The sequence below is a fragment of the Actinoplanes siamensis genome (assembly GCF_016862395.1).
Classification (GTDB): Bacteria; Actinomycetota; Actinomycetes; order Mycobacteriales; family Micromonosporaceae; genus Actinoplanes; species Actinoplanes siamensis.
Map to the genome: position 1 here is coordinate 135,634 of NZ_BOMW01000021.1, position 23,213 is coordinate 158,846.

The 23,213-nt window shown below is 71.6% G+C and carries 19 protein-coding genes, 1 pseudogene and 2 riboswitches; of the genes and pseudogenes, 6 read left to right on the forward strand and 14 right to left on the reverse strand.

The window, feature by feature from the left end; genetic code table 11:
* Positions 1-237 precede the first annotated feature (237 nt).
* Positions 238-1,221 carry an arabinan endo-1,5-alpha-L-arabinosidase gene (locus tag Asi03nite_RS11840; protein ID WP_203678965.1) on the forward strand — a complete coding sequence of 328 codons (984 nt, stop codon included), beginning with the start codon at positions 238-240 and terminating at the stop codon, positions 1,219-1,221.
* Positions 1,222-1,381: 160 nt separating this feature from the next.
* On the opposite strand, the gene Asi03nite_RS11845 is transcribed toward Asi03nite_RS11840, so the two are convergent.
* From Asi03nite_RS11845 to Asi03nite_RS11860, 4 genes and pseudogenes are all read right to left on the reverse strand, one after another.
* Positions 1,382-2,062 carry a GOLPH3/VPS74 family protein gene (locus Asi03nite_RS11845; protein ID WP_203678967.1) on the reverse strand — a complete coding sequence of 227 codons (681 nt, stop codon included), beginning with the start codon at positions 2,060-2,062 and terminating at the stop codon, positions 1,382-1,384.
* Positions 2,063-2,068: 6 nt separating this feature from the next.
* Positions 2,069-3,054 (reverse strand): annotated as a pseudogene (locus Asi03nite_RS11850) (acetamidase/formamidase family protein).
* Positions 3,051-4,457, reverse strand: a complete 1,407-nt coding sequence (locus Asi03nite_RS11855) for an APC family permease (RefSeq protein ID WP_203678971.1) — start codon at positions 4,455-4,457, stop codon at positions 3,051-3,053. Before Asi03nite_RS11855 ends, Asi03nite_RS11850 begins: the two are co-directional and overlap by 4 nt.
* A 137-nt stretch (positions 4,458-4,594) precedes the next feature.
* The gene (locus tag Asi03nite_RS11860) at positions 4,595-4,933 is read right to left on the reverse strand and encodes a hypothetical protein (RefSeq protein ID WP_203678973.1); all 339 of its coding nucleotides are present in this window, start codon (positions 4,931-4,933) and stop codon (positions 4,595-4,597) included.
* A 116-nt stretch (positions 4,934-5,049) separates the two neighbouring features.
* Between Asi03nite_RS11860 and Asi03nite_RS11865 the strand changes: the two genes are divergently transcribed.
* Positions 5,050-6,960 carry a SpoIIE family protein phosphatase gene (locus tag Asi03nite_RS11865; RefSeq protein ID WP_203678975.1) on the forward strand — a complete coding sequence of 637 codons (1,911 nt, stop codon included), beginning with the start codon at positions 5,050-5,052 and terminating at the stop codon, positions 6,958-6,960.
* A 140-nt stretch (positions 6,961-7,100) separates the two neighbouring features.
* On the opposite strand, the gene Asi03nite_RS11870 is transcribed toward Asi03nite_RS11865, so the two are convergent.
* The 4 genes from Asi03nite_RS11870 to Asi03nite_RS11885 all read right to left on the reverse strand — a co-directional run bounded on the left by Asi03nite_RS11870 (position 7,101) and on the right by Asi03nite_RS11885 (position 12,511).
* Positions 7,101-9,896 carry an RICIN domain-containing protein gene (locus Asi03nite_RS11870; protein ID WP_203678976.1) on the reverse strand — a complete coding sequence of 932 codons (2,796 nt, stop codon included), beginning with the start codon at positions 9,894-9,896 and terminating at the stop codon, positions 7,101-7,103.
* A gap of 130 nt (positions 9,897-10,026) precedes the next feature.
* Positions 10,027-10,644, reverse strand: coding sequence for a class I SAM-dependent methyltransferase (locus Asi03nite_RS11875; protein ID WP_203678978.1), 618 nt, complete (start codon positions 10,642-10,644; stop codon positions 10,027-10,029).
* Between the two features lie 90 nt (positions 10,645-10,734).
* Entirely contained in the window at positions 10,735-11,961 is a 1,227-nt protein-coding gene (locus Asi03nite_RS11880; RefSeq protein ID WP_203678980.1) for an NAD(P)-binding domain-containing protein, read from the reverse strand.
* Between the two features lies 1 nt (position 11,962).
* On the reverse strand, positions 11,963-12,511 hold the full coding sequence (locus tag Asi03nite_RS11885; protein WP_203678982.1) for an OsmC family protein: 549 nt from the start codon (positions 12,509-12,511) through the stop codon (positions 11,963-11,965).
* A 90-nt stretch (positions 12,512-12,601) separates the two neighbouring features.
* Here Asi03nite_RS11885 and metX point away from each other — a divergent pair, with 90 nt between their 5' ends.
* Genes metX through Asi03nite_RS11900 form a run of 3 tightly spaced genes read left to right on the forward strand, consistent with a single transcriptional unit; the run spans position 12,602 to position 15,509 of the window.
* A complete protein-coding gene (gene metX / locus Asi03nite_RS11890) occupies positions 12,602-13,756 on the forward strand; it encodes a homoserine O-acetyltransferase MetX (protein WP_203678984.1) in 1,155 nt (384 codons plus the stop codon).
* Positions 13,753-15,042: an O-acetylhomoserine aminocarboxypropyltransferase/cysteine synthase family protein gene (locus tag Asi03nite_RS11895; RefSeq protein WP_203678986.1), complete on the forward strand. Its 1,290-nt coding sequence runs from the start codon at positions 13,753-13,755 to the stop codon at positions 15,040-15,042. The genes metX and Asi03nite_RS11895 overlap by 4 nt, the downstream gene beginning before the upstream one ends.
* 11 nt (positions 15,043-15,053) lie before the next feature.
* Entirely contained in the window at positions 15,054-15,509 is a 456-nt protein-coding gene (locus Asi03nite_RS11900) for a CoA-binding protein (RefSeq protein ID WP_239102625.1), read from the forward strand.
* 93 nt (positions 15,510-15,602) lie between these two features.
* Here Asi03nite_RS11900 and Asi03nite_RS11905 read toward each other — a convergent pair whose 3' ends face one another.
* The 3 genes from Asi03nite_RS11905 to Asi03nite_RS11915 all read right to left on the reverse strand — a co-directional run bounded on the left by Asi03nite_RS11905 (position 15,603) and on the right by Asi03nite_RS11915 (position 18,690).
* The gene (locus tag Asi03nite_RS11905; RefSeq protein WP_203678990.1) at positions 15,603-16,913 is read right to left on the reverse strand and encodes an L-serine ammonia-lyase; all 1,311 of its coding nucleotides are present in this window, start codon (positions 16,911-16,913) and stop codon (positions 15,603-15,605) included.
* Positions 16,914-16,920: 7 nt separating this feature from the next.
* Positions 16,921-17,967, reverse strand: coding sequence for a glycine cleavage system aminomethyltransferase GcvT (gene gcvT / locus Asi03nite_RS11910; RefSeq protein ID WP_203678992.1), 1,047 nt, complete (start codon positions 17,965-17,967; stop codon positions 16,921-16,923).
* Between the two features lie 35 nt (positions 17,968-18,002).
* Positions 18,003-18,086, reverse strand: a riboswitch (glycine riboswitch).
* A 4-nt stretch (positions 18,087-18,090) separates the two neighbouring features.
* Positions 18,091-18,187, reverse strand: a riboswitch (glycine riboswitch).
* A 53-nt stretch (positions 18,188-18,240) separates the two neighbouring features.
* The gene (locus tag Asi03nite_RS11915) at positions 18,241-18,690 is read right to left on the reverse strand and encodes a MarR family winged helix-turn-helix transcriptional regulator (protein ID WP_239102626.1); all 450 of its coding nucleotides are present in this window, start codon (positions 18,688-18,690) and stop codon (positions 18,241-18,243) included.
* Positions 18,691-19,204: 514 nt separating this feature from the next.
* On the opposite strand from Asi03nite_RS11915, the gene Asi03nite_RS11920 reads away from it, so the two are divergent.
* On the forward strand, positions 19,205-20,851 hold the full coding sequence (locus tag Asi03nite_RS11920; protein WP_203678994.1) for an MDR family MFS transporter: 1,647 nt from the start codon (positions 19,205-19,207) through the stop codon (positions 20,849-20,851).
* Between the two features lie 232 nt (positions 20,852-21,083).
* Here the strand turns inward: Asi03nite_RS11920 and Asi03nite_RS11925 are convergent, their stop codons facing one another.
* The 3 genes from Asi03nite_RS11925 to Asi03nite_RS11935 are packed head-to-tail and all read right to left on the reverse strand — an operon-like array spanning position 21,084 to position 22,801.
* Positions 21,084-21,284, reverse strand: a complete 201-nt coding sequence (locus tag Asi03nite_RS11925; RefSeq protein ID WP_239102627.1) for a winged helix-turn-helix transcriptional regulator — start codon at positions 21,282-21,284, stop codon at positions 21,084-21,086.
* Complete coding sequence (locus Asi03nite_RS11930) at positions 21,281-21,775, reverse strand: hypothetical protein (protein ID WP_203678998.1); 495 nt, start codon at positions 21,773-21,775, stop codon at positions 21,281-21,283. Before Asi03nite_RS11930 ends, Asi03nite_RS11925 begins: the two co-directional genes overlap by 4 nt.
* Before the next feature lie 24 nt (positions 21,776-21,799).
* Positions 21,800-22,801 carry a zinc-binding dehydrogenase gene (locus Asi03nite_RS11935; protein ID WP_203679001.1) on the reverse strand — a complete coding sequence of 334 codons (1,002 nt, stop codon included), beginning with the start codon at positions 22,799-22,801 and terminating at the stop codon, positions 21,800-21,802.
* Positions 22,802-23,213: the final 412 nt, after the last annotated feature.

A 23,213-nucleotide genomic window follows, 5' to 3' on the forward strand; every position in this document is an offset into this window, starting at 1 on the left:
GCGGCGGGTTTCGGCCGGTCGCGCTGACCGGGCCGCCGGCCCGGAGCGGGTGCCGCCGTTCGGGTGGGTTTCAGATGCTGCCGAGCAGTGTCTTGACTTGTCGAATGTGATCGTTAACATGATGGCAACTGAATCGATGCCGATAAATTTCCGCACTCTGCGAGGAGCCGTTCCCCTCCTCCCCGGCGGCCCGATGTCCCCGATCGGAGCCGCACTGTTCCCGGAAGGCGAATCCCCATGAAGTCTCGCTTCCGCAAACTGTTGCTCGCCGGCGTCACCGGCGTGCTCGCGCTCGCGGCCGGCACCTACGGCGTGCGGGGCGCCGAGGCGGCGACGTACCCCGATCCCGGCGTGGTGACCGGCTCGACCGGCGCGCACGACCCGACCATAGTCAAGAAGCCCGGTGGCGGGTACATCCTGGCCACCACGGGCGACGGCATCACCCTGAAGACGTCGCCGGACCGGACCAGGTTCACCGACGCCGGCAAGGCCTTCCCGAGCGGCACGCCGTGGGCCAACGCGTACACCGGCGGCAGCGCCAACCTCTGGGCGCCGGACATCTCGTACCAGGGCGGTAAATATCTGATGTACTACGCCGCCTCCACGTTCGGCTCCAGCAAGTCGGCGATCTTCCTGGCCGGGTCCACCACCGGCGCGGCCGGGACCTGGACCGACTACGGCAAGATCATCGAGTCGACGGCCGGCAGCAACTGGAACGCGATCGACCCGAACCTGACGGTCACGCCGTCCGGCGAGTGGTGGCTGACGTTCGGCTCGTTCTGGTCCGGCCTGAAGATGATCAAGATCAACCCGTCGACCGGGAAGCGGGCCGACAGCGCGATGCACAACATCGCGGAGCGCTCGGTGAACAGCAAGTCGGTCGAGGCGCCGTTCGTGTTCCACCACGGCGGCTACTACTACCTGTTCATGTCGTTCGACTTCTGCTGCCGGGGCGCGTCCAGCACGTACCGGGTGATGGTGGCCCGGTCGGCGTCGATCACCGGGCCGTACAGGGACCGCGCCGGCACCCTGGCCACGGCCGGCGGCGGCACGGAGATCCTGGCCACGCACGGCAGCGTCTACGGCCCCGGGCATCCGGCGGTCTTCACCGACAGCGACGCCGACGTGCTGGTCTACCACTACTACACGTCGGCCGGCGACGCGCGGCTCGGGATCAACCTGATCGGCTGGGACTCGTCCGCCTGGCCGTACGTGTACTGACCCGGCCCCACCCCGCCGGCGGCCCCGAACCCGAATCGGGGCCGCCGGCCCTGGCCGGAACCGCCACATTCGACGCGGTGGCGCCGGCGTGGCCGTCGCGGCGGTGCCGGCGGGAGAGTTCCGCACCGGGCGCCGCGACGGCTGACCACCGGGCCGGCGCTCACATGGCCGAGGTCGCCATGTCCTGGACCACGCCGAGGACCGCCGCCGCGACCGCCGGCGCGTGACCGACCGGGTGCCCGGTGGCGCGGGCCCGTTCCGGCAGCCCGCGGACCACCCGCTGCAGCAGCGGATCGACCTGCGACCGGGTGCCGCGCACCAGGGCGCTGTGCAGGCCGAGCACCGCGACCAGCGCGCAGAGGCAGTCGGCCTCCGGGGTCGGGGCGTCGCGGCCGTCGATGCGGTAGCCGACCTTGGCGCGGACCCGGACCGCCACGCCCTCGTCGGCGATCTCGTACTCCCTCTTGCGGAACCGCCGGGGCGGGCCCTCCACCATCACGCCCTTGTGGACCAGGGCAGCGGTGGTCCGCTCGTACAGCCCGGGCGCGGCGGCCCGGATCAGCACCGGCAGGGCCGGGCCGGGCGCCTTCTCCATGATCAGCGCCAGCACGTCGTCGGTGACCGGGTCGCCGGTGGTCTCGCGCTGGAACCAGTCCGGGACCACGGTCCCGGACTCGACGGTCACCCGCTGGCTGATGAGCAGATCCATCACCGTCGCGCCGGCCAGGCCGGCGGCCAGCGAGGGCACGTGCAGCCGGGGCCGCATGTGCTTGGTCTCGTCATGGGCGAGGAGGAAGAACTGCTCACGGACGAGGGTCGGGTCGAGTCCGGGGCGTCGCATCGGGGATCAGCCGGCCCGCAGCCGATCGTGCACGCCGCCGTAGGCGACGGTGCCGGGCAGGTACTTCTTGTCGATGCCGGCGCTCATCACGTACTGCGGGTCGACGACGTTGCCGGCGCGGGCGCTGGTCGTCTGCGAGACCAGCTGGTACGCGTCGAGCAGGTCCAACCCGGTCAGTTCGGCCACGTGCCGGACCAGGTCGTCCTGGCTGATCCGGAAGGCGTCCTCCAGCGGGCGGGCCGCGCCGAGCGAGACCAGCTGGGTGTCGGTCTCCAGCCGCGGGGTGCCGGTCGGCACACCGGAGATCACGTCGACCACGACTGTCACGTCCATGGCGACCTCGACGGCCACGCCGCAGACCTCGCCGTCGCCCTGCCGCGCGTGCCCGTCGCCGAGCGCGAGCAGCGCGCCCGGCACGTTGACCCCGAGGTAGAGCGTGGCGCCCGGCCCGAGCAGCGGAGTGTCCAGGTTCCCGCCGTGCACGTCCGGGACGATGGTCTGCCGCACCTCGTTCGCGGCCGGCGCCACGCCGACCGTGCCGAGCATCGGCGCCAGCGGCAGGTCGACGGCGAACTCGCTGCGGCGGGCCCGGAAGCGCACCGACCGCGCGGCCAGGTCGATGTCGTAGAGCCAGACCCGCTCTTCGAGCGGAGCTTGGAGGGTACGGGTGTAGCCGGTCGACGTGAGCGCGCCGAAGTGCGGGAACGTGGAGGAGATGCCGACCGGCGAGGCCGGTGTCAGCGACACGATGTGCACCGCGAGGGTGTCCCCCGGCTGCGCGCCCTCCACGAAGATCGGCCCGGTGACCGGGTTCAGGTACGGAAACTCGCACACCTGGCTGGGCAGGTCGTCCACGGTGCGCACCTTGCCGCCGAAGCAGTCCAGCGTGCGCAGCGCGATCGGGGCGCCGGGCTTGACCGAGACGATCGGCTCCCGCCCGCCGAAGGTGTAGCCGTACTGTCCCGGGTCGGCCGGGAGGTGGATCGGGTCAGACATGGGACACCGCCGTGGGGTTCGTGGTGGGCTCGTCGTCCGCGGGCACCTCGGGCAGGGTCGGTTTGCGGCCCGTGGCCAGCAGAACGATCAGCACGATCGCGCCGATGGCCAGCCAGATCAGGCCCACGGTCTGGGCCAGCAGGTTACCGTTCCAGATCACCGCGATCAGCACGGCCGCGCCGAGCACCGGGACGATCAGGTTGCGGCCGGCGCCGCCCTGCCGGCCGGTCCGGATCCACTCCCAGACCACGCAGGCGTGCAGCACGATGAAGGCGATCATGGCGCCGAAGTTGACCATGGCGCTCATCAGCGTGATGCCGTCCTCGCGGCTGGCCATCCAGAGGCCGACGACCAGGGAGATGGTCGCCGTGGTGAGGATCGCGTTGGTCGGCACCGAGCGGGCCAGCGACACGCGGGAGAGGAACGTGGGCAGCTGCCCGTCCCGGGACATCGCCATCAGCAGCCGGCTGGTGGCCACCTGGGCGACCATGTTGTTCGCGATCCCCCAGGCCAACGCGGTGGCCAGGGCGGTGAGCGTGCCGAGCCAGTGGCCGCCGGCGATCTCGGCCGCGTCGTAGAACGCCGAGCCGGTCGCGTCGCCGTCGGCGATCAGGCCGGCCGGGTCCGGCACGAGCAGCGCCGCGACGTAGGTCTGCGCGACGAAGAGGCCGGCCACCACGAGCAGCGACAGGTACATGGCCCGGCGGACCGTGCGGGCGCCGTCCGCGGCGTCCTCGGCGAGCAGGCCCAAGGCGTCGAAGCCCAGGTAGGAGAGCATGCCGATGGAGACGCCGCCGAGGATCAGCGACCAGGTGAAGCTGGTGCCGTTGTAGAACGGGTCGAGGCTGAAGCCGTGGCCCTTGCCGTCCGCGATCGCGATCAGGCCGAAGACCAGGAAGATCACCAGGATGATCAGCTCGGCGGCGAGGAACAGCCAGTTCAGCAGCTTGGTGGTCTTGATTCCGAGCACATTCGTCACGGTGTTCACCAGGACGAAGATGATCACCCAGGCCCAGACCGGCACGCTTGTCACGATCGAGTTCATGGCCGCGCCGGCGACCAGCGACAGCAGCAGCGGGATGCAGACGTAGTCGAGCAGGATGGCCCAGCCGGTGAGGAAGCCGACGGCGGGCGCGATGGCCCGGCCGGCGTAGCCGTAGACCGAGCCGGCGACCGGGTACTTCTCCACCATCACGCCGTACGACGAGGCGGTCAGGATCATGGCCAGGGCGCCGACCACGTACGCCAGGGCGATCATGCCGCCGCTGGCCTGGAACACGCTGCCGAAGATGCCGAACGGCGCGATCACCACCATGAAGACCAGGCCGTACGCGATCAGGTCCCGGATCCGCAACTCACGCCGCAGCTGTTGCCGGTAGCCGAACTTGTCGATGGACATGCGGCACAATCACCTCTTCCCCGCAGAGGATCGGGCGCCGCAGCCTCCACAGTGGACTGACGGCATGGCGAACGGCGCCCACAGGCAACCGCGAGAGCGAGGAAAGTAAATACCTACAGCAGGACTGCCGCAAGGCCCTAAAGGCTCCGGCGGCGCCACGGCCAGCGGGCCGGGCGGCGGTAGAGCTCGTCGAGCCGGTCGTCGACCACGGTGCGCACCCCGGCCAACGCGATCACCAGCATCTCGCGCAATCCGGCGCACGTGCGGCAATCCGCGCGGTCACACTCCTGGCGATGCTCCAGGGCGGTCATCACCAGCCGCTGGGCCAGCATGCCGGAGACGTGGGCGCGCTGGGCCCACGCCGGGCGCTCCTGGATGCCCGCACGCCAGCGATCCACCTCGGCGTCCGTCACGCCGTACTGCTCGGCCGCTTTGCTGACCTGGGCCAACGAATTCTGGACATCAGCTTCGGCCACCGGCGGACTCCCGGGTTGTCGGGGTGATAGATCGCATGGTACCGCCCGTTCGGGCAAAAACAGGACCGCGACAATAAACTACAATATGTAGATAAGCCCGACTCCGGAGAGTAAAGATGGGTTCTCTCGACAAGTCTGTGGGCGAGGCCGGCGCCGTCCGGGAGGTCTTCGAGACCGCCCCGATCCTGCTCTGCGGCCTGGCCGGCCCGGAGCACCGGGTGATCGCCTCGAACGCCGCCTACCGGACGCTGCTGGGGCGCTCCGAGGTCGTCGGCTCACCGCTGTCCGAGGTGTTCCCCGAGCTCGCCGGGCAGCAACTGGCCGAGATGGTGGACCGCGTCTACCGCACCGGCGTTCCGCAGGTCGGGCAGGGCTGGCGGACCCACATCGAGCGCGAGCCCGGCTCCGGACAGCTCGTCGAAATGTATCTCGACTTCACCATCTCGCCCCGGGTCGGGCCGGACGGCCGCGTGACCGGGCTGAACTTCGTCGGGCTCGACGCCACCGACCGGGTGCTGGAGCAGCAGCGCGCGCGGCTGGAGACGGCCGAGGCTGCCCGCCGCTACGAGGACGCTCGCGAGGTGATCACCGCGCTGCAGGAGCAGCTGCTCCCGACCGGTCTGCCGGTGCTGCCTGCTGTCCAGATGGCCGGCACCTACCTGCCGGCCGAGTCCGGTGACACCGCGGCCGGCGACTGGTTCGACGCGGTGCCGCTCTCCGGCGGCCGGATCGCCCTGGTCGTCGGCGACGTGGTGGGCCACGGCGTGGCCGCCTCGGTGGCGATGGGCGAGCTGCGGACCGTGCTGCACGACCGGCTCGACGAGACCGGCGACCCGCTGGTGGCGATCGCCGCGGCCGACCGGCTCGCCCGCCGGGCGCCCGGCGCCCGGTCCGCGACCATGTGCGTGGCCGTGCTCGACCCCGCCGACGGCACGCTCACCTACTGCTCGGCCGGCCACCCGCCCCCGCTGGTCGCCGGCCCCGGCCAGGCCCGTTACCTGACCTGCCCGGCAGCCGGGGCGCTGGGCAGCGGCGCGGACTACACGCTGGCCACCGACCGGCTCGAGGAGGGCGAGGTGCTGCTGCTCTACAGCGACGGCATCATCGAGCGCCCCGGGCGTGTCCCGGCCGCCGCCACGGTCGAGCTCTCCCAGGTGGCGATGGACGCCGTCGCCGGGCGCGGCCTGGACGACTCGGAGCTCCCCGCGGCCGAGCGGGTCTGCCTGCACAGCCTCGAGCTGCTGGTCCGCCAGACCGGTCACACCGACGACATCACCCTGCTGGCCGCCGAGCGCCGCACCGCGGCGGCCCCGCTGCGGCTGCGGCAGCCGGCCGACATCGGCGCGATCCGCCCGGCCCGCGACGCGCTCGTGCGGTGGCTGCTGGCGCAGGCCACCGGTCAGGGCGACCTGTCCGCGCTCGCCCACGCCGTGGTGGAGCTGGTCACCAACGCCGCGGAGCACAGCGGAGGCGACACCGTCACGGTCACCGCCGACCTGGAGCCGGACGGCACCGCCCGGGTCGTGGTGGCCGACGACGGCCGCTGGCGCGCCCGGGAGGGTCACGACGACGATCGGGACAAAGGCCTGGGCCTGTCGATGACCACCGCGCTCGTCGACGAGCTGGACGTCGACCGGAGCGGGTCGGGCACCACGGTCACCGTCCGGCACCGGCTGTCCTGCCCGGCCACCGCGCTGACCGACGACCAGATCGGCCGGGGCGCCGAGTTCCGGCCCGCCGACCCGGCCGCGATCTTCAACACCCGGGGCGGCCGGCTCGTCGTCCGCGGGGCGCTGGACGCGGTGAACACCGAGCGGCTCGCCACCGAGCTGGGCCGCGGCTCACTGGGTGGCACGCGGGAGGTCACCGTCGACCTGTCCGCGGTGACGCTGCTGGCCAGCGCCGCGGTGGCGGTCCTCTACCGGGCGCCGGGCGTGCGGCTGTACGCCCCGGCCGGCAGCGTCGCCCAGCACGTCCTCACCCTGGCCGACCTGCCCCACGTCACCGTGGACCCGGACCCCGGGTGACCACTGGCCCCGCCGGACGGCCGTCGCGGCCCCGGCCCGGCCGCCGTGCGCCCGAACCGCCGGGCGCGCCGCCTACCCCACGCCGCGGCGCGCCGCCTGCCCCCATTTCACGGCGTCGCCCGGACCCGGCGGAGCGCGGTTCAGGCCGGGATGATGCGCCAGCGCTGGCTGGGCAGGGCAAGATCCGCCCACTGGCCGACGTCGGCGCTGTTCGCCGTCGACCGGCCCTGGACCTCCAGGACCTTGCCGCTGTGCCGGGCCACCAGCGCGAAGACGTTCGCCGCCGACCAGGCCAGCCGCCACTGCTGGTTGGCGCCGCCCAGGTAGCCCCACTGCACCGCCTTGGCGCCGTCGGCAGTCGACTGGCCGGAGATGTCGACACACTTGCCGTCCATCGCGCTGACGATCGCGAACCACCCGTTGCCGGCGTCCTGGAACCGCCAGACGTGGTCCGCCGACCCCACCGCCGGGTACTGCTGCAGCTGGGCCCCGTCGACCGTCGACATGTTGTTGATCGCCAGCACCTGACCGGAGTGGGTGGCCTGCAGTTTCACGGTTCCGTCCGGGATCAGCCGCCAGTTGTGATCGGCGGTGCCGTTGTCGGCGAACTGCACCACGTTCGCGGAATCCGCCGTCGACGCCCCGGCCACCGCGAGGACCTTGCCGGAGTTCCGGTTCCGCAGCCGGACGTAGCCGGTGCCGTTGTCCAGGACCTGCCACAGGTGATCCGTCGTACCGTTGTCCTCGTACTGCACCACCTGCGCGGAGTCGGCTGTGGACATCGCGTCCACCCCGAGCAGCCTGCCGCTGTTGACGTTCTGGATCTTCACCCAGCCGTCGCCGTCGTCGACGAACCGCCACCGGTGATCGGCCGTCCCGTTGTCGGCGAACTGCACCACCCGCGCGCTGTTCGCCGTCGACATCCGGTCCACGCCCAGCACCTTGCCGCTGTTCTGGTTCTGGAGCCGGAACGCGACCCCGGCGGTCTGCCACGGCGTGCCCGCGCCGATCACCGGGAACGCGGTGATCCGCAGCCGGGCCGCTCCCATTGGGATCAGCGTGACCTGCTCGACCGGCTCGGCCGACGGCGTCGGGCTGTCCTGCAGCGGCGTCACGATCGTGTCCGCGTCGGCCTGCCAGCCCGGGATCCGGCGCGCCGGCGTGGTGATCCGGATCGGGGCGTTCGCGGGCGTGAACGGGTCGTCGGCGTTGCCCAGCCCGGTCGTCACCGCGAACCGCGTCGCCCCGTCCAGGCCGTAGTTCCACGCCGAGCCGGGCCGCACCTCACGGGTGGGCCAGGTCGCCGACCCGCCGGTCTGCGCCCAGTTCTCGGTGATGGCCAGCGAGAACGTGAGCGGCCCGAAGTCCACGGACACCGAGCCGTGGTTGGCCGCCCAGGTCCGCGTCCTCGCCCGCATCGGCAGGCGCAGGACGATCCGGTCGCCGTTCGCCCAGGTCCGCACGATCCGGGCGTACGACGGTCCGGCGGTCACCGGCACAGCGCTCCCGTTCACGCTGAGCGCGGGATCCGCACACCACCCCGGCACCCGCAGGTACACCGGGAAGGCGAGCGCCTCGGGAACCGAGACCGTGTAGGTGACGGTGTCCTCGAACGGGTACGCCGTGTCCGCCCGGATGGTCACCTTGGTCCCGTCGCCAACCGCGGCGGTCACCGTCGCCGGCCCGTGCAGCGTCGCGGCCAGTCCGCCGTCCGGCGTGGCCACCCACATCTCCTCGACGTAGTACGGCCAGCCCATCCCGTAGTTGTGCGGGCAGCACCGGTAGTTGTCGATGCCCAGCATGTACGCCTGCATCGCGAACCCGTTCTGGAACTGCCCGGCATGTCCCGGCCGGTCCAGCAGCGCGATGCTGTTCGCGCTGGTGACGTAGTGGATGCCGCGCTGCCGCGGGTCCAGCGCCGCGGGCAGCGAGTTGAACGCCAGGTCCTCGGCCCGATCGCCCCAGACCGGGTCGCCGGTGATCCGGGCCAGGATCTCGTGGCTGGCCATGAACTCGACGATGCCGCACGTCTCGAAACCCTGCCGCGGGTCGCCGAACCCGGGGCGGACGTTCTCGTCACCGGCGAAGCCGCCGCCCGGGAACTGCCCGTACGTGCTCATGACGGTCTGATAGTCGTCGTAGCTGGCCCGCAGATGTGCCGCGTCGCCGCTGAGCACGGAGTAGACAGCCGGCTCGCGGAACCCCTGCGCCAGGTTGACGTTGTGCGGCGACGGCAGGTTGTTCACATAGTCGGCCGAGTTCGCGTGGATCTTGCGGGCCAGGTCGAGCAGGAACGCGTCACCGGTCCGGTTGTAGGTCCAGAAGACCACCTCCAGCGTGTCCGCCCAGCGCAGACTCCCCCAGCTCTGGTTGAACGCGCCGGCTCCCTGCGCGTTGACGAACCGGAAGAACCGGGTGAAGAACGGTACGATGCGAGCGTCGCCGGTGAATTCGGCGTACGACCGCAGCGCGTGCAGCATCGGCATGTGCGGCCAGAAGTCCGGGCCGCCGCCCAGGCTGGCGCGCAGCGCGGACGGCCCGAAGAAGCCGTCCCCCGCCTGCGTCGCCAGCACCCCGTTCACCCAGGTCGTGGTCTCCGCCCGGACCCGGGCGTCGCCGGTCACGAAGCCGAGGCTGGCGAAACCCTTCAGCCAGTACGGCACCTCCTCCCAGCCCTCGAGATCCGGGTGGATCCAGCCGGTCTCGTCGTACCGCAGGAAGTGCGAGATCTCGGTCATCCGGCCGTTGATGCCGTCGAGCTGGTGATTCAGCTGTGTCGCCAGCCAGCCGCCGGCCCGGGTGGCGCCGGGCGGCAGCCGCAGGAAGGCGTCGGGTCGCAGCGGGGCCCGGTTGGTGACGTAGCCGGGCGCCGCTGTCAGGCCGACGCCGGCGAACGGGACGGCGGCCGCTGCGGCCAGGAGCGTACGACGTTGCACGGCGGCCTCCGGTGTTCGGTTGTGCGCGAGGATGTGCGAAACCTTGCGTTAAGGGATCGTAAAACTTAAATTCCTCTCTGTAAACAAGGAGTCCAGTCGACCGTCGCCACCCGTGGTGAGGCCGGGCGCGCTACCCGACGGGCGCCGGGCGCGCCACGGCGGCCATCGCGGCGACCGGCCGATGCGTGCCGTCGGCCGGCCGCTGCCGGCGCTCGACCTCGGTGAAGCCGGCCCGCCGCAGCCGCCGCGAGAGCTCGTCGACCGGCCAGCGGTAAGCCGTCACCACCTTGTGGTCGAAGGCGGCCACCGCATCACCCGGGAAGAACCCGATCACCAGCACCCCGCCGGGCGCGAGCATCCGCCGGAACCCGGCCAGCGCCTCGTCGACCTGCTCCGGCGGCAGATGGATCAGCGAGAACCAGGACAGGATCCCGGCGACGGAACCGTCCGCCACGCCGAGGTCCCGCATCGACGCGAGGTGGTACTCACCGTCCGGATGGGTCGCCCGCGCGTGAGCGATGAACTCGGGAACCATGTCGACGCCCACCGCGTCGACCCCGAGCGACCGGAGGTGTCCGGTCAGGTGGCCGGGCCCGCAGCCCAGGTCGAGCACCCGGCCGGGCCGGATCGTCAGGTGCCGCCCGATGATGTCCAGATCGTCGGCGTGCACCTGCTCGATGGAGCCGACCAGCGAGATGTAAAGCCGCGAAAGCGAGCCGTAAGCGTCCCGAACCTCTGCCAGATCCATCGCGCGACCATAGGCCCACGCGATCGACGAGCCGCTGGAGGGGGCGCCCCGGATGACCGTCGAGGTTCCGCTCGGGCAACCACCGCGTGATCAGCGGGCCACGGCCAGGGCCCCGGCCAGGTGATCGGTGACGGCCCGGGCGTCGTCCTCGATGCCGTTGAGGAACGTGGAGCGGCGGCGGCGCAGCAGCGGGAGGCCGAGCGCGTACAACCCCGGGCTGTCCACCACCCCGCCCTCGTGGCGCAACCGGCCCTTCCCGTCGAGCACCGGAACGTCGAGCCAGCTGTAGTCGGGGCGGAAACCGGTGGCCCAGACGATCGTCCTGATCTCGCCGCCGCGCAGGTCCAGCCTCAGCCGCGGCCGGTCCGGCACGCGGGTCGGCGCGAGCGGAACGCCCGGCTCAGTGATCCCGGCCCACTGATCGAACCCGGACAACAGTCGGTTCATCTTCAGGTCGGCGAGCGAGCAGACATTCCGCAGCCCACCGGAGAACAGCGCCCAGCCGTCCCGGACCGCGGCCCACCGGCCCACCAGCGAGACGCCCAGATCGGTGAGCGCGTTGAGATCCAGCGTCTCGCGCGCCGGGCTGCCGACCAGCTGCGGCGACGGGAGCCGCCGCGCCCGGGGCAGATCCTCGATCTCGTCGTATCGCTGGTCCCAGACCCCCGAGCGGTCCATCCACCACAGCACGTCACGGCCGCGGTGCAGGCGGGGCAGCCGGACGTGCCCGCCTGTCGACAACACCACCTGCCGCCCGGATCGCTGCAGCTCGGCCGCGATCTGGACGCCGGTCGCCGACCCGCCGACGACCAGGACGCCGCCCTCCGGCACCGAGGAGGGGTCGCGGTAGCCGAACGGCGTCAGCTGCTCCACCCCGGACGGCACGGCTGCCGCGAACGCCGGCACGGTGGGGACGTTGCAGGCGCCGGTGGCCAGCACGACCGACCGGCACTCCAGCTCGCCGCCGCTGGTGGTGAGGCGATAACCGGTGTCCGTACGCCCGAGGTGTTCGACGTTCGTGCGAGCCCGCACCGGGGCTCGGGCGACGGCGGCGAAGTGCTCGATGAAAGCGGACACCTCGCCGGCCGTCAGGTAGCCGTCCGGGTCCGGGCCGGCGTAGGCCAGGCCGGGCAGCCGGGTCAGCCAGTTCGGCGTGAGCAGTCGCATCGAGTCCCAGCGTTCGCGCCGCCACGAGTTCGCCACCTCGCCGCGTTCGAGGACGACGTGGTCGATCGACCGGGCGGTGAGGAAGTGGCTGGCGGCCAGGCCGGCGTGCCCGGCGCCGACGACGACAGTGGTGACGCGCTCGACGGACAACTCAGGCGACTTCCACGGTGACGTCTGTCGGGTTGGTCAGCGCGTCGAAGACCGCCGAGCGCTTCTGGGACTGGGCCACCAGCGCCTCGATCTCCTCCTTGGAGGCGTCGGCGTCGATGTGGAAGGTCACCTTGACGTCGTTGAATCCGTTGCGCACGTCGCTGTCGGCGCCGAGGATGCCCCGGATGTCGTGGTTGCCCTCGACGGTGGCCTCCACCGAGCGCAGCTGGATGCCCCGGTTCTGGGCGACCGACGCGACGCCCGCGGTGAGGCAGCCGGCCAGGCCGACCAGAAGGTACTCGATCGGGGTGATGCCGTTGTCCTCGGCGGCGAACACCTCCGGGTGGTCGGCGGCGAAGACCGTCTCGTTCTTGTGGGTCTGCTCCTGGCCGAGGCCGAAGAACTTCTGCACGGTGGTGGTGCTGTGCACGCCCTTGGTCCAGGTGCTGGAGGCGCGCCAGGTGAACTGGGCGGCCTCGGGGGCCGACTTGAGCGCCTCCCGCGCGTCGAGCAGCGCCTGGACGTTGACTCCGTTATCAATGGTCGTCATGGCCTGGATCCTTCCCCCTGCGCCCCGCTTTCTACAAGACCCATCAAGATGCTAGACAATAGTCGGCACCTGGCCTAACTTCGGGAAGTTATGAGCCCCGGATCCGTCGGCACCGTCGAGACCCAGTACCTGGATCTACCGGGATCACTGTCCCTGGACTCCGGGCGCCGGCTGGAGCAGGTCCGGGTCGCCTACGAGACCTACGGAACGCTCTCCCCCGCCCGGGACAACGTGATCCTGGTCTGTCATGCCCTCAGCGGCGACGCCCACGCCGCCGGCATCTCCCGGGTGACGCCCGCGGAGAGCACCCGCGACGGGTTCGCGGCCGCCGCCGGCCCGAAAGGGATCGGCTGGTGGGACGGCATGATCGGGCCCGGCAAGGCGTTCGACACCGACAGGTACTTCGTGGTCTCGACGAACCTGCTGGGCGGCTGCCGCGGCACGACCGGGCCGTCCTCGACCGACCCGGGCACCGGCCGGCCGTACGGCTCGACCTTCCCGGTCATCACCGTCGGCGACATGGTCGCGTGCCAGCGGGCGTTTCTCGACGCCCTCGGCATCGAGCGCCTGGCCGCGGTGGCCGGCGGCTCGCTCGGCGGGATGCAGGCGCTGGAATGGGCGGTGCGCTACCCCGATCAGGTCGACGACATCGTGGTGATCGCCTCGACGCACGCGCTGCAACCGCAGGGGGTGGCCTGGAACGCGATCGCCCGGGAGGCGATCATGCGGGATCCGGACTGGCAGGGCGGCGACTACTACGGGACCGGGCGACGGCCGGACGCGGGGATGGGCGTGGCCCGGATGGTCGGGCACGTCACGTATCTCTCCGCGCCGTCGCTGGCCGGCAGGTTCGGGCGGCGGCTGCAGTCCGGTGGGGACCTGCGGTACACGCTGAGCGAGCCGGAGTACCAGGTGGAAAGCTATCTGCGCCACCAGGCCAGCTCGTTCGTCAAACGGTTCGACGCCAACACCTACCTGCACCTGTCCAGGGCACTCACCTATTTCGAGCTGGACCTGCCGGCGGCCGCCGCGGCGATCCGGGCCCGGACGCTGCTGATCGCGTTCAGCTCGGACTGGCTCTACCCGCCGGCCGCCTCGGAGGAGATCGCGCTCGCGTGGAAGAACCACGGCAAGCCGGTCGACCTGCAGGTGATCGACGCACCCTACGGACACGACTGCTTCCTGCTCGAAGAGGCCCGCCAGACCCCCGTTGTCCGCCAGTTCCTAGCCGAAGGCCGATCATGAGCGAAGAGGACCACGAGTTCGGGTTCGAGACCCGCCAGTTGCACGCCGGCCAGCGTCCCGACCCGAACACCGGCGCCCGCGCGGTGCCGATCTTCCAGACCACCAGCTACGTCTTCGAGGATCCGGAATCCGCCGCGGCGTATTTCAACCTGCAGGAGTACGGCAACACGTACTCCCGGATCATGAATCCCACCGTGGCGGTCTTCGAGGAGCGGGTCGCCAGCCTGGAGGGCGGCGCCGGCGCGGTGGCGTTCGCCAGCGGCATCGCCGCCCAGGCGGCCGCCCTGTTCACCCTGCTGGAGCCGGGCGACCACGTGGTCTCCTCGTCGGCGCTCTACGGCGGCACGGTCAACCAGCTCAAGCACCTGTTCCGCAAACTCGGGGTGGAGCTGACCTGGGTGGACCCGGACGACCCGGCGGCCTGGCGGGCGGCGGTGCGGCCGGAGACGAAGGCGTTCTTCGCCGAGACGATCGGCAACCCGGCCGGCAACGTGCTGGACATCGCCACGGTCGCGGCCGTCGCGCACGAGCACGGGCTGCCGTTGATCGTGGACAACACGTTCGCGACGCCGTACCTGTGCCGCCCGATCGAGTGGGGCGCGGACATCGTGATCCACTCGGCCACCAAGTTCCTCGGCGGGCACGGCACCAGCATCGGCGGCGTGGTGGTCGAGTCCGGCACGTTCGACTGGTCCAACGGGCGCTTCCCGGTGATCGCCGACCCGTCCCCGGCGTACCACGGGCTGAAGTTCCACGAGACGTTCGGGACGTACGGCTACCTGATGAAACTGCGCGCCGAGACGCTGCGGGACCTCGGCGGCGCGCTCTCGCCGTTCAACGCGTTCCTGTTCCTGCAGGGCCTGGAGACGCTGTCGCTTCGGATGGAACGGCACGTCGCCAACGCCCGCCGGGTCGCGGCGTTCCTCGACGCGCACGAGCGGGCCTCCAACGTGACCTACGCCGGCCTGCCGGGCAGCAAGTACGAGGCGCTCGTGGCGAAGTACCTGCCGCTCGGCGCCGGCGCGGTGTTCTCGTTCGACGCCGCCGGCGGCCGGCCGGGTGGCCAGGACCTGATCCGCGGCGTCACGCTCTGGTCGCACCTGGCCAACGTGGGCGACGCGAAAAGCCTGATCATCCACCCGGCCAGCACCACGCACCGCCAGCTCAGCGACGACGAGCTGCGCGCCGCCGGGGTCGGGCCCGGCACGATCCGGCTGTCGGTGGGCATCGAGTCGGTGGACGATCTGATCTGGGACCTGGACCGGGCATTGCGGGGGCAGCGGTGAACCATCAGGACGTGACGACGATCCAACGGCTGCTGCACACCGCGCGGACGGTGGCGGTGGTCGGGCTGTCCGGCAACGAGCTGCGGGCCAGTCACTTCGTCGGGTACTACCTCAAGCGGCACGGCTATCAGGTGATCCCGGTGAACCCGCGGGAGACCGAGATCCTCGGCGAGCGCAGCTACCCGAGCCTGTCGGAGATCCCCGGTCACGTGGACATCGTGAACGTCTTCCGGGCGCCGAGCGCGCTGCCGGAGATCGCCCGGGAGGCCGTGGCGATCGGCGCGGGCGCGCTCTGGTGCCAGTTCGGCGTGCTCGACGACGAGGGATTCCGGATCGCCACCGACGGCGGCCTGCCGGTGGTGGCCGACCGCTGCCTCAAGATCGAGCACGCCCGCTACCTGGGCCGGATGCACTGGCTCGGCTTCAACACGCACCGGATCACGTCGGTCCGCACCGGCCTGCAGTGATCCCCCAGGCGGCCCGGGCGGTGTCAGCTTCCGCGGATGTGCCCGGTGGTGCGCGACGCCGGCGCCATCACGGTGATCATCGGTGCCGGACTTTCAGCACTCGATGACGTTGACCGCGAGCCCGCCGCGGGACGTCTCCTTGTACTTGATCTTCATGTCCGCGCCGGTCTCCTTCATGGTCTTGATGACCTTGTCGAGCGAGACGTGGTGCTTCCCGTCGCCGCGCAGCGCCATCTTCGCCGCGGTCACCGCCTTCACCGCGGCCATCCCGTTGCGCTCGATGCACGGGATCTGCACCAGCCCGCCCACCGGGTCACAGGTCAGCCCGAGGTTGTGCTCCATCCCGATCTCCGCGGCGTTCTCCACCTGCTCGGGCGTGCCGCCGAGCACCTCGGCCAGTCCGGCCGCGGCCATCGCGCACGCCGAGCCGACCTCGCCCTGGCAGCCCACCTCGGCGCCGGAGATCGACGCGTTCTCCTTGAAGAGCAGCCCGATCGCGCCCGCGGCCAGCAGGAAGCGCACCACCCCGGCCCCGTCGAAGCCCGGCACGAACGCCTCGCAGTAGCTCAGCACCGCCGGGATGATGCCCGCGGCGCCGTTGGTGGGCGCGGTCACCACGCGACCTCCGGCCGCGTTCTGCTCGTTGACCGCCATGGCGTACGCCGTGAGCCACTCCATCGCGTGCACGGCCGGATCCCCGGCGGCGCGCAGCTGGCGGGCGGTCGCGGCGGCCCGGCGGCGCACCTTGAGCCCGCCGGGCAGCACTCCCTCGGCGTCCAGTCCCGCGCGGACGCAGTCGCGCATCACCGTCCAGATGCCGAGCAGCCCGTCGCGTACCTCGGACTCCGGGCGCCACGCGGTCTCGTTGGCCAGCATCAGCCGGGAGATCGACAGCCCGGTCGTGCGGGTCAGCTCCAGCAGCTCGGCGCCGGACGAGAACGGGTAGCGCAGGGGCGTGTCGTCGGCCCGTACCGACGCCCGGTGCTGATCCACGACGAAGCCGCCGCCGATCGAGAAGTAGGTCCTGCTCAGCAACTCGGCGCCGCCGGCGCCGAGCGCCGTGAAGATCATCCCGTTGGGGTGCTCCGGCAGCGACCGCCGCCGGTGCAGCACCAGGTCGACGTCCACCGGGCGGCCGGCGACGGTGATCCGGCCGCCGGCCGGCGGCTCCAGGGTGGTGTCCACCGTCTCCGGGTCCTCGCCCATCAGGCCGAGCAGGACCGCCCGCGGCGTCCCGTGGCCGTGCCCGGTCGCGCCCAGCGAGCCGAAGAGCTCCGCGCGGACGCCTGCCACCCGCTCGTCGAGGAACCGGGTGAACATCCGCGCCGCGCGCATCGGGCCGACCGTGTGCGAGCTGGACGGGCCGATGCCGATCGAGAACAGGTCGAAGACCGAGACAGCCATGATTCTCCTACCGGGCGCGCTGGTAGAACGGGAGCTCGACGATCTCGGCATCCTCGTGGGTGCCTCTCACATCGACAGCCAGGCGGGCGTTGCCCAGATTTTTCGTGACATATGCCAGCGCGATCGGGTGGCCGAGCGTCGGCGACGGCGCGCCGCTGGTCACCTCGCCCACCTTCGCGCCGGTCATGGTGTCGATCACGGCGTGGCCGGCGCGCGGCGACCGGCGCCCCCGGGTGACCAGCCCCACGAGCATCGTGTCCGGCTCGGCGTCGCGCAGGGCGGCCGCGCCGACGAAGTCCCGCTTGTCCAGGGCCACCACCCGGCCGAGCCCGGCGTGGAACGGCGTCGTGCGGACGGTGAGCTCGTGCCCGTACAGCGGCATGCCGGCCTCCAGCCGCAGCGTGTCCCGGCAGGCCAGCCCGGCCGGTTCCGCCCCGGCCGCGGTCGCCCACGCCCAGATCGCCTCGGCGCCGGCGTTCTCGCAGTAGATCTCGAACCCGTCCTCGCCGGTGTACCCGGTGCGCGCCAGCAGCACGTCCCGGTCCGCCAGCCGCGCGGGCTCCACGGCGTAGTACCGCAGGTGTGGGCGTTCCCCCACGATCCTGACGGCAGCCGGGCCCTGAATCGCGATCAGCGCCCGGTCCAGCGTGGCGACGCTCACCGCGAACCCGCCCGAGTGCTCGCCCAGCATCGCGCGCACGACGGCGGCGTTCGCGGCGTTCGCCACCACCAGGAAACGCTGCTCCTCGAGGCGGTAGACGACCAGGTCGTCGAGCACCCCGCCGGTGGTGTGGCAGAGCATGGTGTACTTCGCCCGGCCGATCGCGATCGCGGAGAGCCGGCCGACCAAAGCGTGATCCAGGAAGGCGGCGGCGTCCGGCCCGGCGACCTCGATCTGGCCCATGTGGCCGAGATCGAAAAGACCTGCGGATCTCCGTACGAGGTGGTGCTCGGCGACGTCGCTGCCGTACCTGAGCGGCATCTCCCATCCGGCGAAGCCGGTGAAGGTCGCGCCGAGGCGCCGGTGCACGTCATGAAGCGCGGTGCGTCTCAACGGGGAGGCTCCTGGGGTTGTCGGGGCCTCCCTCGCTCTGTCATCGATGCCTGAGAGGTTCACCGCGGAGAGCGGCTTGCACCTTGGGCGCAGCGCCTCGCGGCGCTGACTTTCCAGAGTCGCCTGACCGTTGCGGTACTGGGCCTGAGAGATTCTGAGGGAGAAGTTGCTCCTTCGGCGACCCGCGTTTTCCCGGCGAGTGCTCTCCCGCAGCGGCTGTCGCGGCGAAGTCTTCGGTTGTGCCCCGGACGCTATCGGGCCGCCCGGAACCCGTCAAGATCGACTCTTCTTCTCGCCGGCTTCGGCGAGGCGGGCCAGCGCCGGCAACGCCGACAGGATGGCGTCGCTGTCCGCGGCGTCGAGCTCGTCGAAGAGGCCGTCGAGCGTGGCGGCGTACAGCGTGTACGTCCGGGTTCGCAGATCCCGCCCCTCCTGGGTGACCTCGACCAGCACGCCGCGCCCGTCGGTCGGGTCGGGCACCCGCCGGACCAGGCCGGACTTCTCCAGCCGGCCGACCAGCTGGGTCATCCCCGGCTGCGAGGCCCGGGTGACGCGGGCGAGATCTGTCACCCGGCCGGGCCCCTCGTCGGCGAGCTGGCGCAGCACCGACAGCGCGACCGAGCTCGGATTGTCCGGCCCCTCCAGCTGGCGCAGGAAACGCACCAGCTGCGCGAGCACCGGCAACAACTGTGACCCACGACTCTCGCCGCTCACCATTTGCATAACCTCATTATGAACCTGGTGCGGAAATCATCCAGATCCTGTCGTACGCGGAGGTGGTCCGGTGAGTGCGGCTCCCGGTCAATCCTTGTTCAGCAACCCCGGGCGGTCTTCGCGGTCGCCTTCGCCCGGGTCGTCACCCGCCGGCTCCGCGCCCGCCGACGCCCCGGCCGCCGGCGCCGCGTCAGCCCACGCCTCGTCCACTCCCGCCGGCGCCGCGCCCTATCCCGCCGCGTCCGCGGATGACGTGGCCGGCGAGATCGCCGACGAGTTCGGCGGCGCCCCGGACGCCATCGACTTCGAGAAGGAAGTCCGCTCCCGCCGACTTCCGAGGCTCCACCCGACCCCGGGAGACACCCCTGGAGGACGGCCCCCACTCCGGGGCCGGTCTCCCGAGGCCTCCCACAAGCCACCTCCAATGCTTGCGCCCTGAGAAAACTTGCTCAGTGAGCACTATTTGTAGATACTTGGTTGTGGCAACCAAAAGGTCGACCGAACCCACCCCGGAGGCCGCGCCATGAGCGCATCAACAACACCGACAGCGGCAGCCGCGGAAGGCAACGCGAAAACTCACCGGCAGACCCTGGAGGCCCTCAGCGGCCTGCTGCTCGTGCTCTTCGTCGCGATGCTCAGCAGCACAGTCGTCTCCACCGCGCTGCCGAAGATCATCGGAGCGCTGAACGGCTCCCAGACGCAGTACACCTGGGTCGTCACCGCCACCCTGCTCACCGCGACCGCGACCACCCCGATCTGGGGGAAACTCGCCGACCTGTTCAACAAGAAGCTGCTGATCCAGATCTCGATCGTCATCTTCGTGGTCGGTTCGATGGTCGCCGGCTTCTCGCAGAGCGCCGGCGCGCTGATCGCCGCCCGCGCCTTCCAGGGCATCGGCGTCGGCGGCCTGCAGGCCCTGGTCCAGGTCGCGATCGCCGCGATGATCCCGCCCCGCGAGCGCGGGCGCTACAACGGCTACCTGGGCGGCGTGATGGCCCTGGCCACCGTCGGCGGCCCGCTGCTCGGCGGCCTGATCGTCGACACCGGTTGGCTGGGCTGGCGCTGGTGCTTCTTCGTCGGCGTCCCGTTCGCCGTGATCGCGCTGGCCCTGCTGCAGTTCACCCTGCACCTGCCGACCCTGCGCCGGGAGAACGTCAAGATCGATTACCTGGGCGCCACCCTGATCGCCGCGGGCGTCAGCGTCCTGCTGATCTGGATCTCCTTCGTGGACGACTCGTTCGCCTGGCTCTCCTGGCAGACCTACGCCATGGTCGGCGGCTCGCTGGTGCTGCTCGCGCTCGCCGTGCTCGTCGAGTCGAAGGCCGCCGAGCCGATCGTGCCGCTGCCGATCATCCGCGAGCGCAACACCGCCCTGGCGATCCTGGCCAGCCTCGCGGTCGGGATGGCCATGTTCGGCGGCGCCGTCTTCCTCGGCCAGTACTTCCAGATCGGACGCGGCTACAGCCCCACCGAGGCCGGCCTGCTGACCATCCCGATGATGGCCGGCGTCCTGCTCACCTCGATCATCTCCGGTCGCCTGATCACCAAGACCGGCCGGATCAAGCCGTACATCATCGCCGGCGCCGTCGTCCTGGTGGCCGGCTTCGCGGTGCTCAGCATTATCGATCACCGGACCGCGCTGTGGTTCGTCGGCCTGGGCATGTTCGGCGTCGGCGCCGGCGTCGGCATGGCCATGCAGAACCTGGTGCTCGCCGTGCAGAACAGCGTCGCGCTCAAGGACATCGGCGCGGCCAGCTCCACTGTCGCCTTCTTCCGGTCGCTGGGCGGCACCATCGGGGTCTCCGTCCTGGGCGCCGTGCTGGCCCGCCGGGTCACCGATCAGATCACCCACGACCTGGCCGCGGCCGGCATCCCGGCCTCGGGCAGCGGCGGCGGCACGCTGAATCTCAGCGCCCTGCCGGAGCCGATCGTGCACATCATCCGCGCCGCCTACGGCGACGCCACCGGCCACATCTTCCTGATCTCCGCGATCATCGGCGTGGTCGGCATCCTCGCCGCCCTCGCGATGCGGCCGGTCCTGCTGCGGGACAGCCTGGACCTGCCGGCCGAGGCCAAGGCGGCAGCCGTGGCCGCGGACGCGATCGACGGCGCGCCGCCGGTCGACCAGATCGGCGTCGCGCGGGACGAGGACCCGGCGCCGCGCCGCTGACCTACCGCGCCCCGTCCCGGCATGTCCGTCGCCGCCGGGACGGGGCCGGATCGCGCGCTACCGCCGGCGCAGCGGAGCCATCAGCCGCCGCCCGGCCCGTCGGCGTCCCCGCCCAGGCAGCACTTCGGCCGCCCCCGGGCCACCGATGCATCCCTACTGCGACGAACGCCTGGGCCCCTTTTTCCGCTCCGCTTCCCCGCCACGCCGCAAGCACGGCCGCACGCACCGAGGGTCAGGCGCGATCGGCGAAGGCCTCCCGGGCGGCGACCAGGTCGTCGAGGTGCTCGGCGCACCACGCCCGGCCCGCGTCCACCAGCGTCAGCAGGCTGCGGCCGAGCGGGGTCAGCCGGTACTCGACCCGGGGCGGGTTCTCCTCGTACGCGGACCGGGTGATCAGGCCGACCCTGCACCGCGCCCGCGCCGCGGTCTTCACCGTGGACTGATCGTCGTCCGGCCGCCCGGCGCCCCGTAAAGCCACAGGGCGCCGGGCGGCGGCGCCGGCAGGGTGCCCCGCAGCAGCGCGCTCAGCGCCTGGCCGAGCTCCGCGATCGGCCCCACGTCGTGCGCGTGGTCGCCGCGGAACACCAGGTACGGGTCGTCGGCCTGGCCGGGCGTGCGCGGCGCCCGCTCCCGCAACCGGTCCGCGGTGGCGTCGAACATCTCGGCCAGCTCCTCGCGCGCGTCGGCGTCCAGCCCGAGCGCGACGTCGAAGAACAGGTCACTGACCCTCGCCTGGGTGCGCAGCTCCTCCACGCAGGACGCCCACCAGCCCGGGCGACGCTCGGGCGGAACGCCGTCGACATCGCGCAGCAACTGGCCGAGCAGAATCGAGAGGGCGCCGTCGTACGCCCAGATCTCCCGCCGCGGGTCGGGAAGATCCGGCGGCGGTTCCCCGTAGCAGCCGATCGACCTGGTTCCGCTCACCGATCCATGGTCGCGTATTCCCGCTCAGGGCACGAGAATCAACCGGATCGGATTACCCTCCTTCTGGTCGAGCTGCCGCACCGCCTCGGCCGCCTCGGTCAGCGGCAGGATCCCGCTCACCGACCGGGAGAACTCCAGGCGCTTCAGCGCGACCAGCGACAACAGCTCCAGCACCTGTTCCGGCCCGGAGCCGTAGTGCCCGCGGACCTGCTGCTCCAGATAACTGAACCGGGTGCCGTCCGGGATGACCAGCGGCTGGTCGGTGAGCCCGACCAGGATCAGCTTGCCCCACCGGGCCAGGCTTCGCGCGGCCTGCACGCGCACCGGCGCCACGCCGGCGAAGTCGAACGCGTACGCCAGTCCGGTCCCGCCGGTGGCCTCCCCGACCAGGCCGGCGAACTCCGGGTCCGCCGGGTCGAGCGCCAGGTCGGCGCCGAACTGCAGGGCACGTTCGCGGGCGGCCGGCAGCGGGTCGACCGCGACGATCGGAGCCGCGCCGATCATCCGCAGCAGCTGCACGGCGTGCGCGCCGAGCCCGCCGACACCCCACACACCGACGGCCCGGGCCGCCTGCACCCCGGCGGTCGCGGTGATCGCGCCCCACGGGGTGGAGACCGCGTCCGGGATGAAGCAGGCCTGCTCGAACGACAGGGTGTCCGGGATCGGCACCACGGTGACCGCGCTGGCCACCGCGTACTGCGCCCAGCCGCCGTCGTAGTCGACGCCCCGGGTCAGCACGGTCCCGCCGGCCAGCTCGCCGGCCTGCAGCAGCACCCGCTCCCCGACGGTCAGCCCGGCCACCCCCTCGCCTACCTCGTCGATCACCCCGGCCGTCTCGTGCCCGAGGGTCACGCTGTCGCCGGCCAGGTGCAGCGGCTTGAGAATGCCCTGGATCAGGTGCACGTCGGAGAGGCACACCCCGGCCGCGCGCACCGCGATACGCACCTGCCCGGGTCCCGCGTGCGGCTCCTCGACCTCCTCGACGGCGAACGTCCGGGTGGACACGTTCAGACGGCCAGCCAGCATTTTCCGACTCCTCCAGCTTTCGGCAGCTCTTGACCAAAGGGGTATCACGAAAGCGGACGATCCGAGTCAGGACATACCAGCGCGACGCCAGGCGGTTTGCTCACGCTTCCGGCATCAGATCTCTTCGCCGGAGTACGGGTACGGGCCCGCGTCGGCCGCCGTCCGGCGCAACGATGCGGAGGTGCGGCACCCTGCTCGATGCCGGGCCGGCCGCCTGACGACAGCTTCCGGGTGACGGGATCGTCGCCGTGGCCAGGGCGGTTGCCGGCGAGACGCACTGTCATTTGATCTCTCCGGCGCGTGCCGATCCGGACATGTCGCTCCACGGCGCGCGGACGGGCCGGACCGCGCTGATCGTCGGGAGCTGGCTGCCGACCGGCCGGGCGCGCATGCGAGCATCGTGATCTGACCT

Excerpts from the sequence above, each read along its gene's own strand:
- Asi03nite_RS11865 (WP_203678975.1), top strand. The coding sequence starts at position 5,050 with ATGGGTTCTCTCGACAAGTCTGTGGGCGAGGCCGGCGCCGTCCGGGAG.
- Asi03nite_RS11905 (WP_203678990.1), bottom strand. The coding sequence starts at position 16,913 with ATGGCTGTCTCGGTCTTCGACCTGTTCTCGATCGGCATCGGCCCGTCC.
- metX (WP_203678984.1), top strand. The coding sequence starts at position 12,602 with ATGAGCCCCGGATCCGTCGGCACCGTCGAGACCCAGTACCTGGATCTA.
- Asi03nite_RS11935 (WP_203679001.1), bottom strand. The coding sequence starts at position 22,801 with ATGCTGGCTGGCCGTCTGAACGTGTCCACCCGGACGTTCGCCGTCGAG.
- Asi03nite_RS11875 (WP_203678978.1), bottom strand. The coding sequence starts at position 10,644 with ATGGATCTGGCAGAGGTTCGGGACGCTTACGGCTCGCTTTCGCGGCTT.
- Asi03nite_RS11920 (WP_203678994.1), top strand. The coding sequence starts at position 19,205 with ATGAGCGCATCAACAACACCGACAGCGGCAGCCGCGGAAGGCAACGCG.
- Asi03nite_RS11855 (WP_203678971.1), bottom strand. The coding sequence starts at position 4,457 with ATGTCCATCGACAAGTTCGGCTACCGGCAACAGCTGCGGCGTGAGTTG.
- Asi03nite_RS11915 (WP_239102626.1), bottom strand. The coding sequence starts at position 18,690 with ATGCAAATGGTGAGCGGCGAGAGTCGTGGGTCACAGTTGTTGCCGGTG.
- Asi03nite_RS11895 (WP_203678986.1), top strand. The coding sequence starts at position 13,753 with ATGAGCGAAGAGGACCACGAGTTCGGGTTCGAGACCCGCCAGTTGCAC.
- Asi03nite_RS11840 (WP_203678965.1), top strand. The coding sequence starts at position 238 with ATGAAGTCTCGCTTCCGCAAACTGTTGCTCGCCGGCGTCACCGGCGTG.
- Asi03nite_RS11885 (WP_203678982.1), bottom strand. The coding sequence starts at position 12,511 with ATGACGACCATTGATAACGGAGTCAACGTCCAGGCGCTGCTCGACGCG.
- Asi03nite_RS11845 (WP_203678967.1), bottom strand. The coding sequence starts at position 2,062 with ATGCGACGCCCCGGACTCGACCCGACCCTCGTCCGTGAGCAGTTCTTC.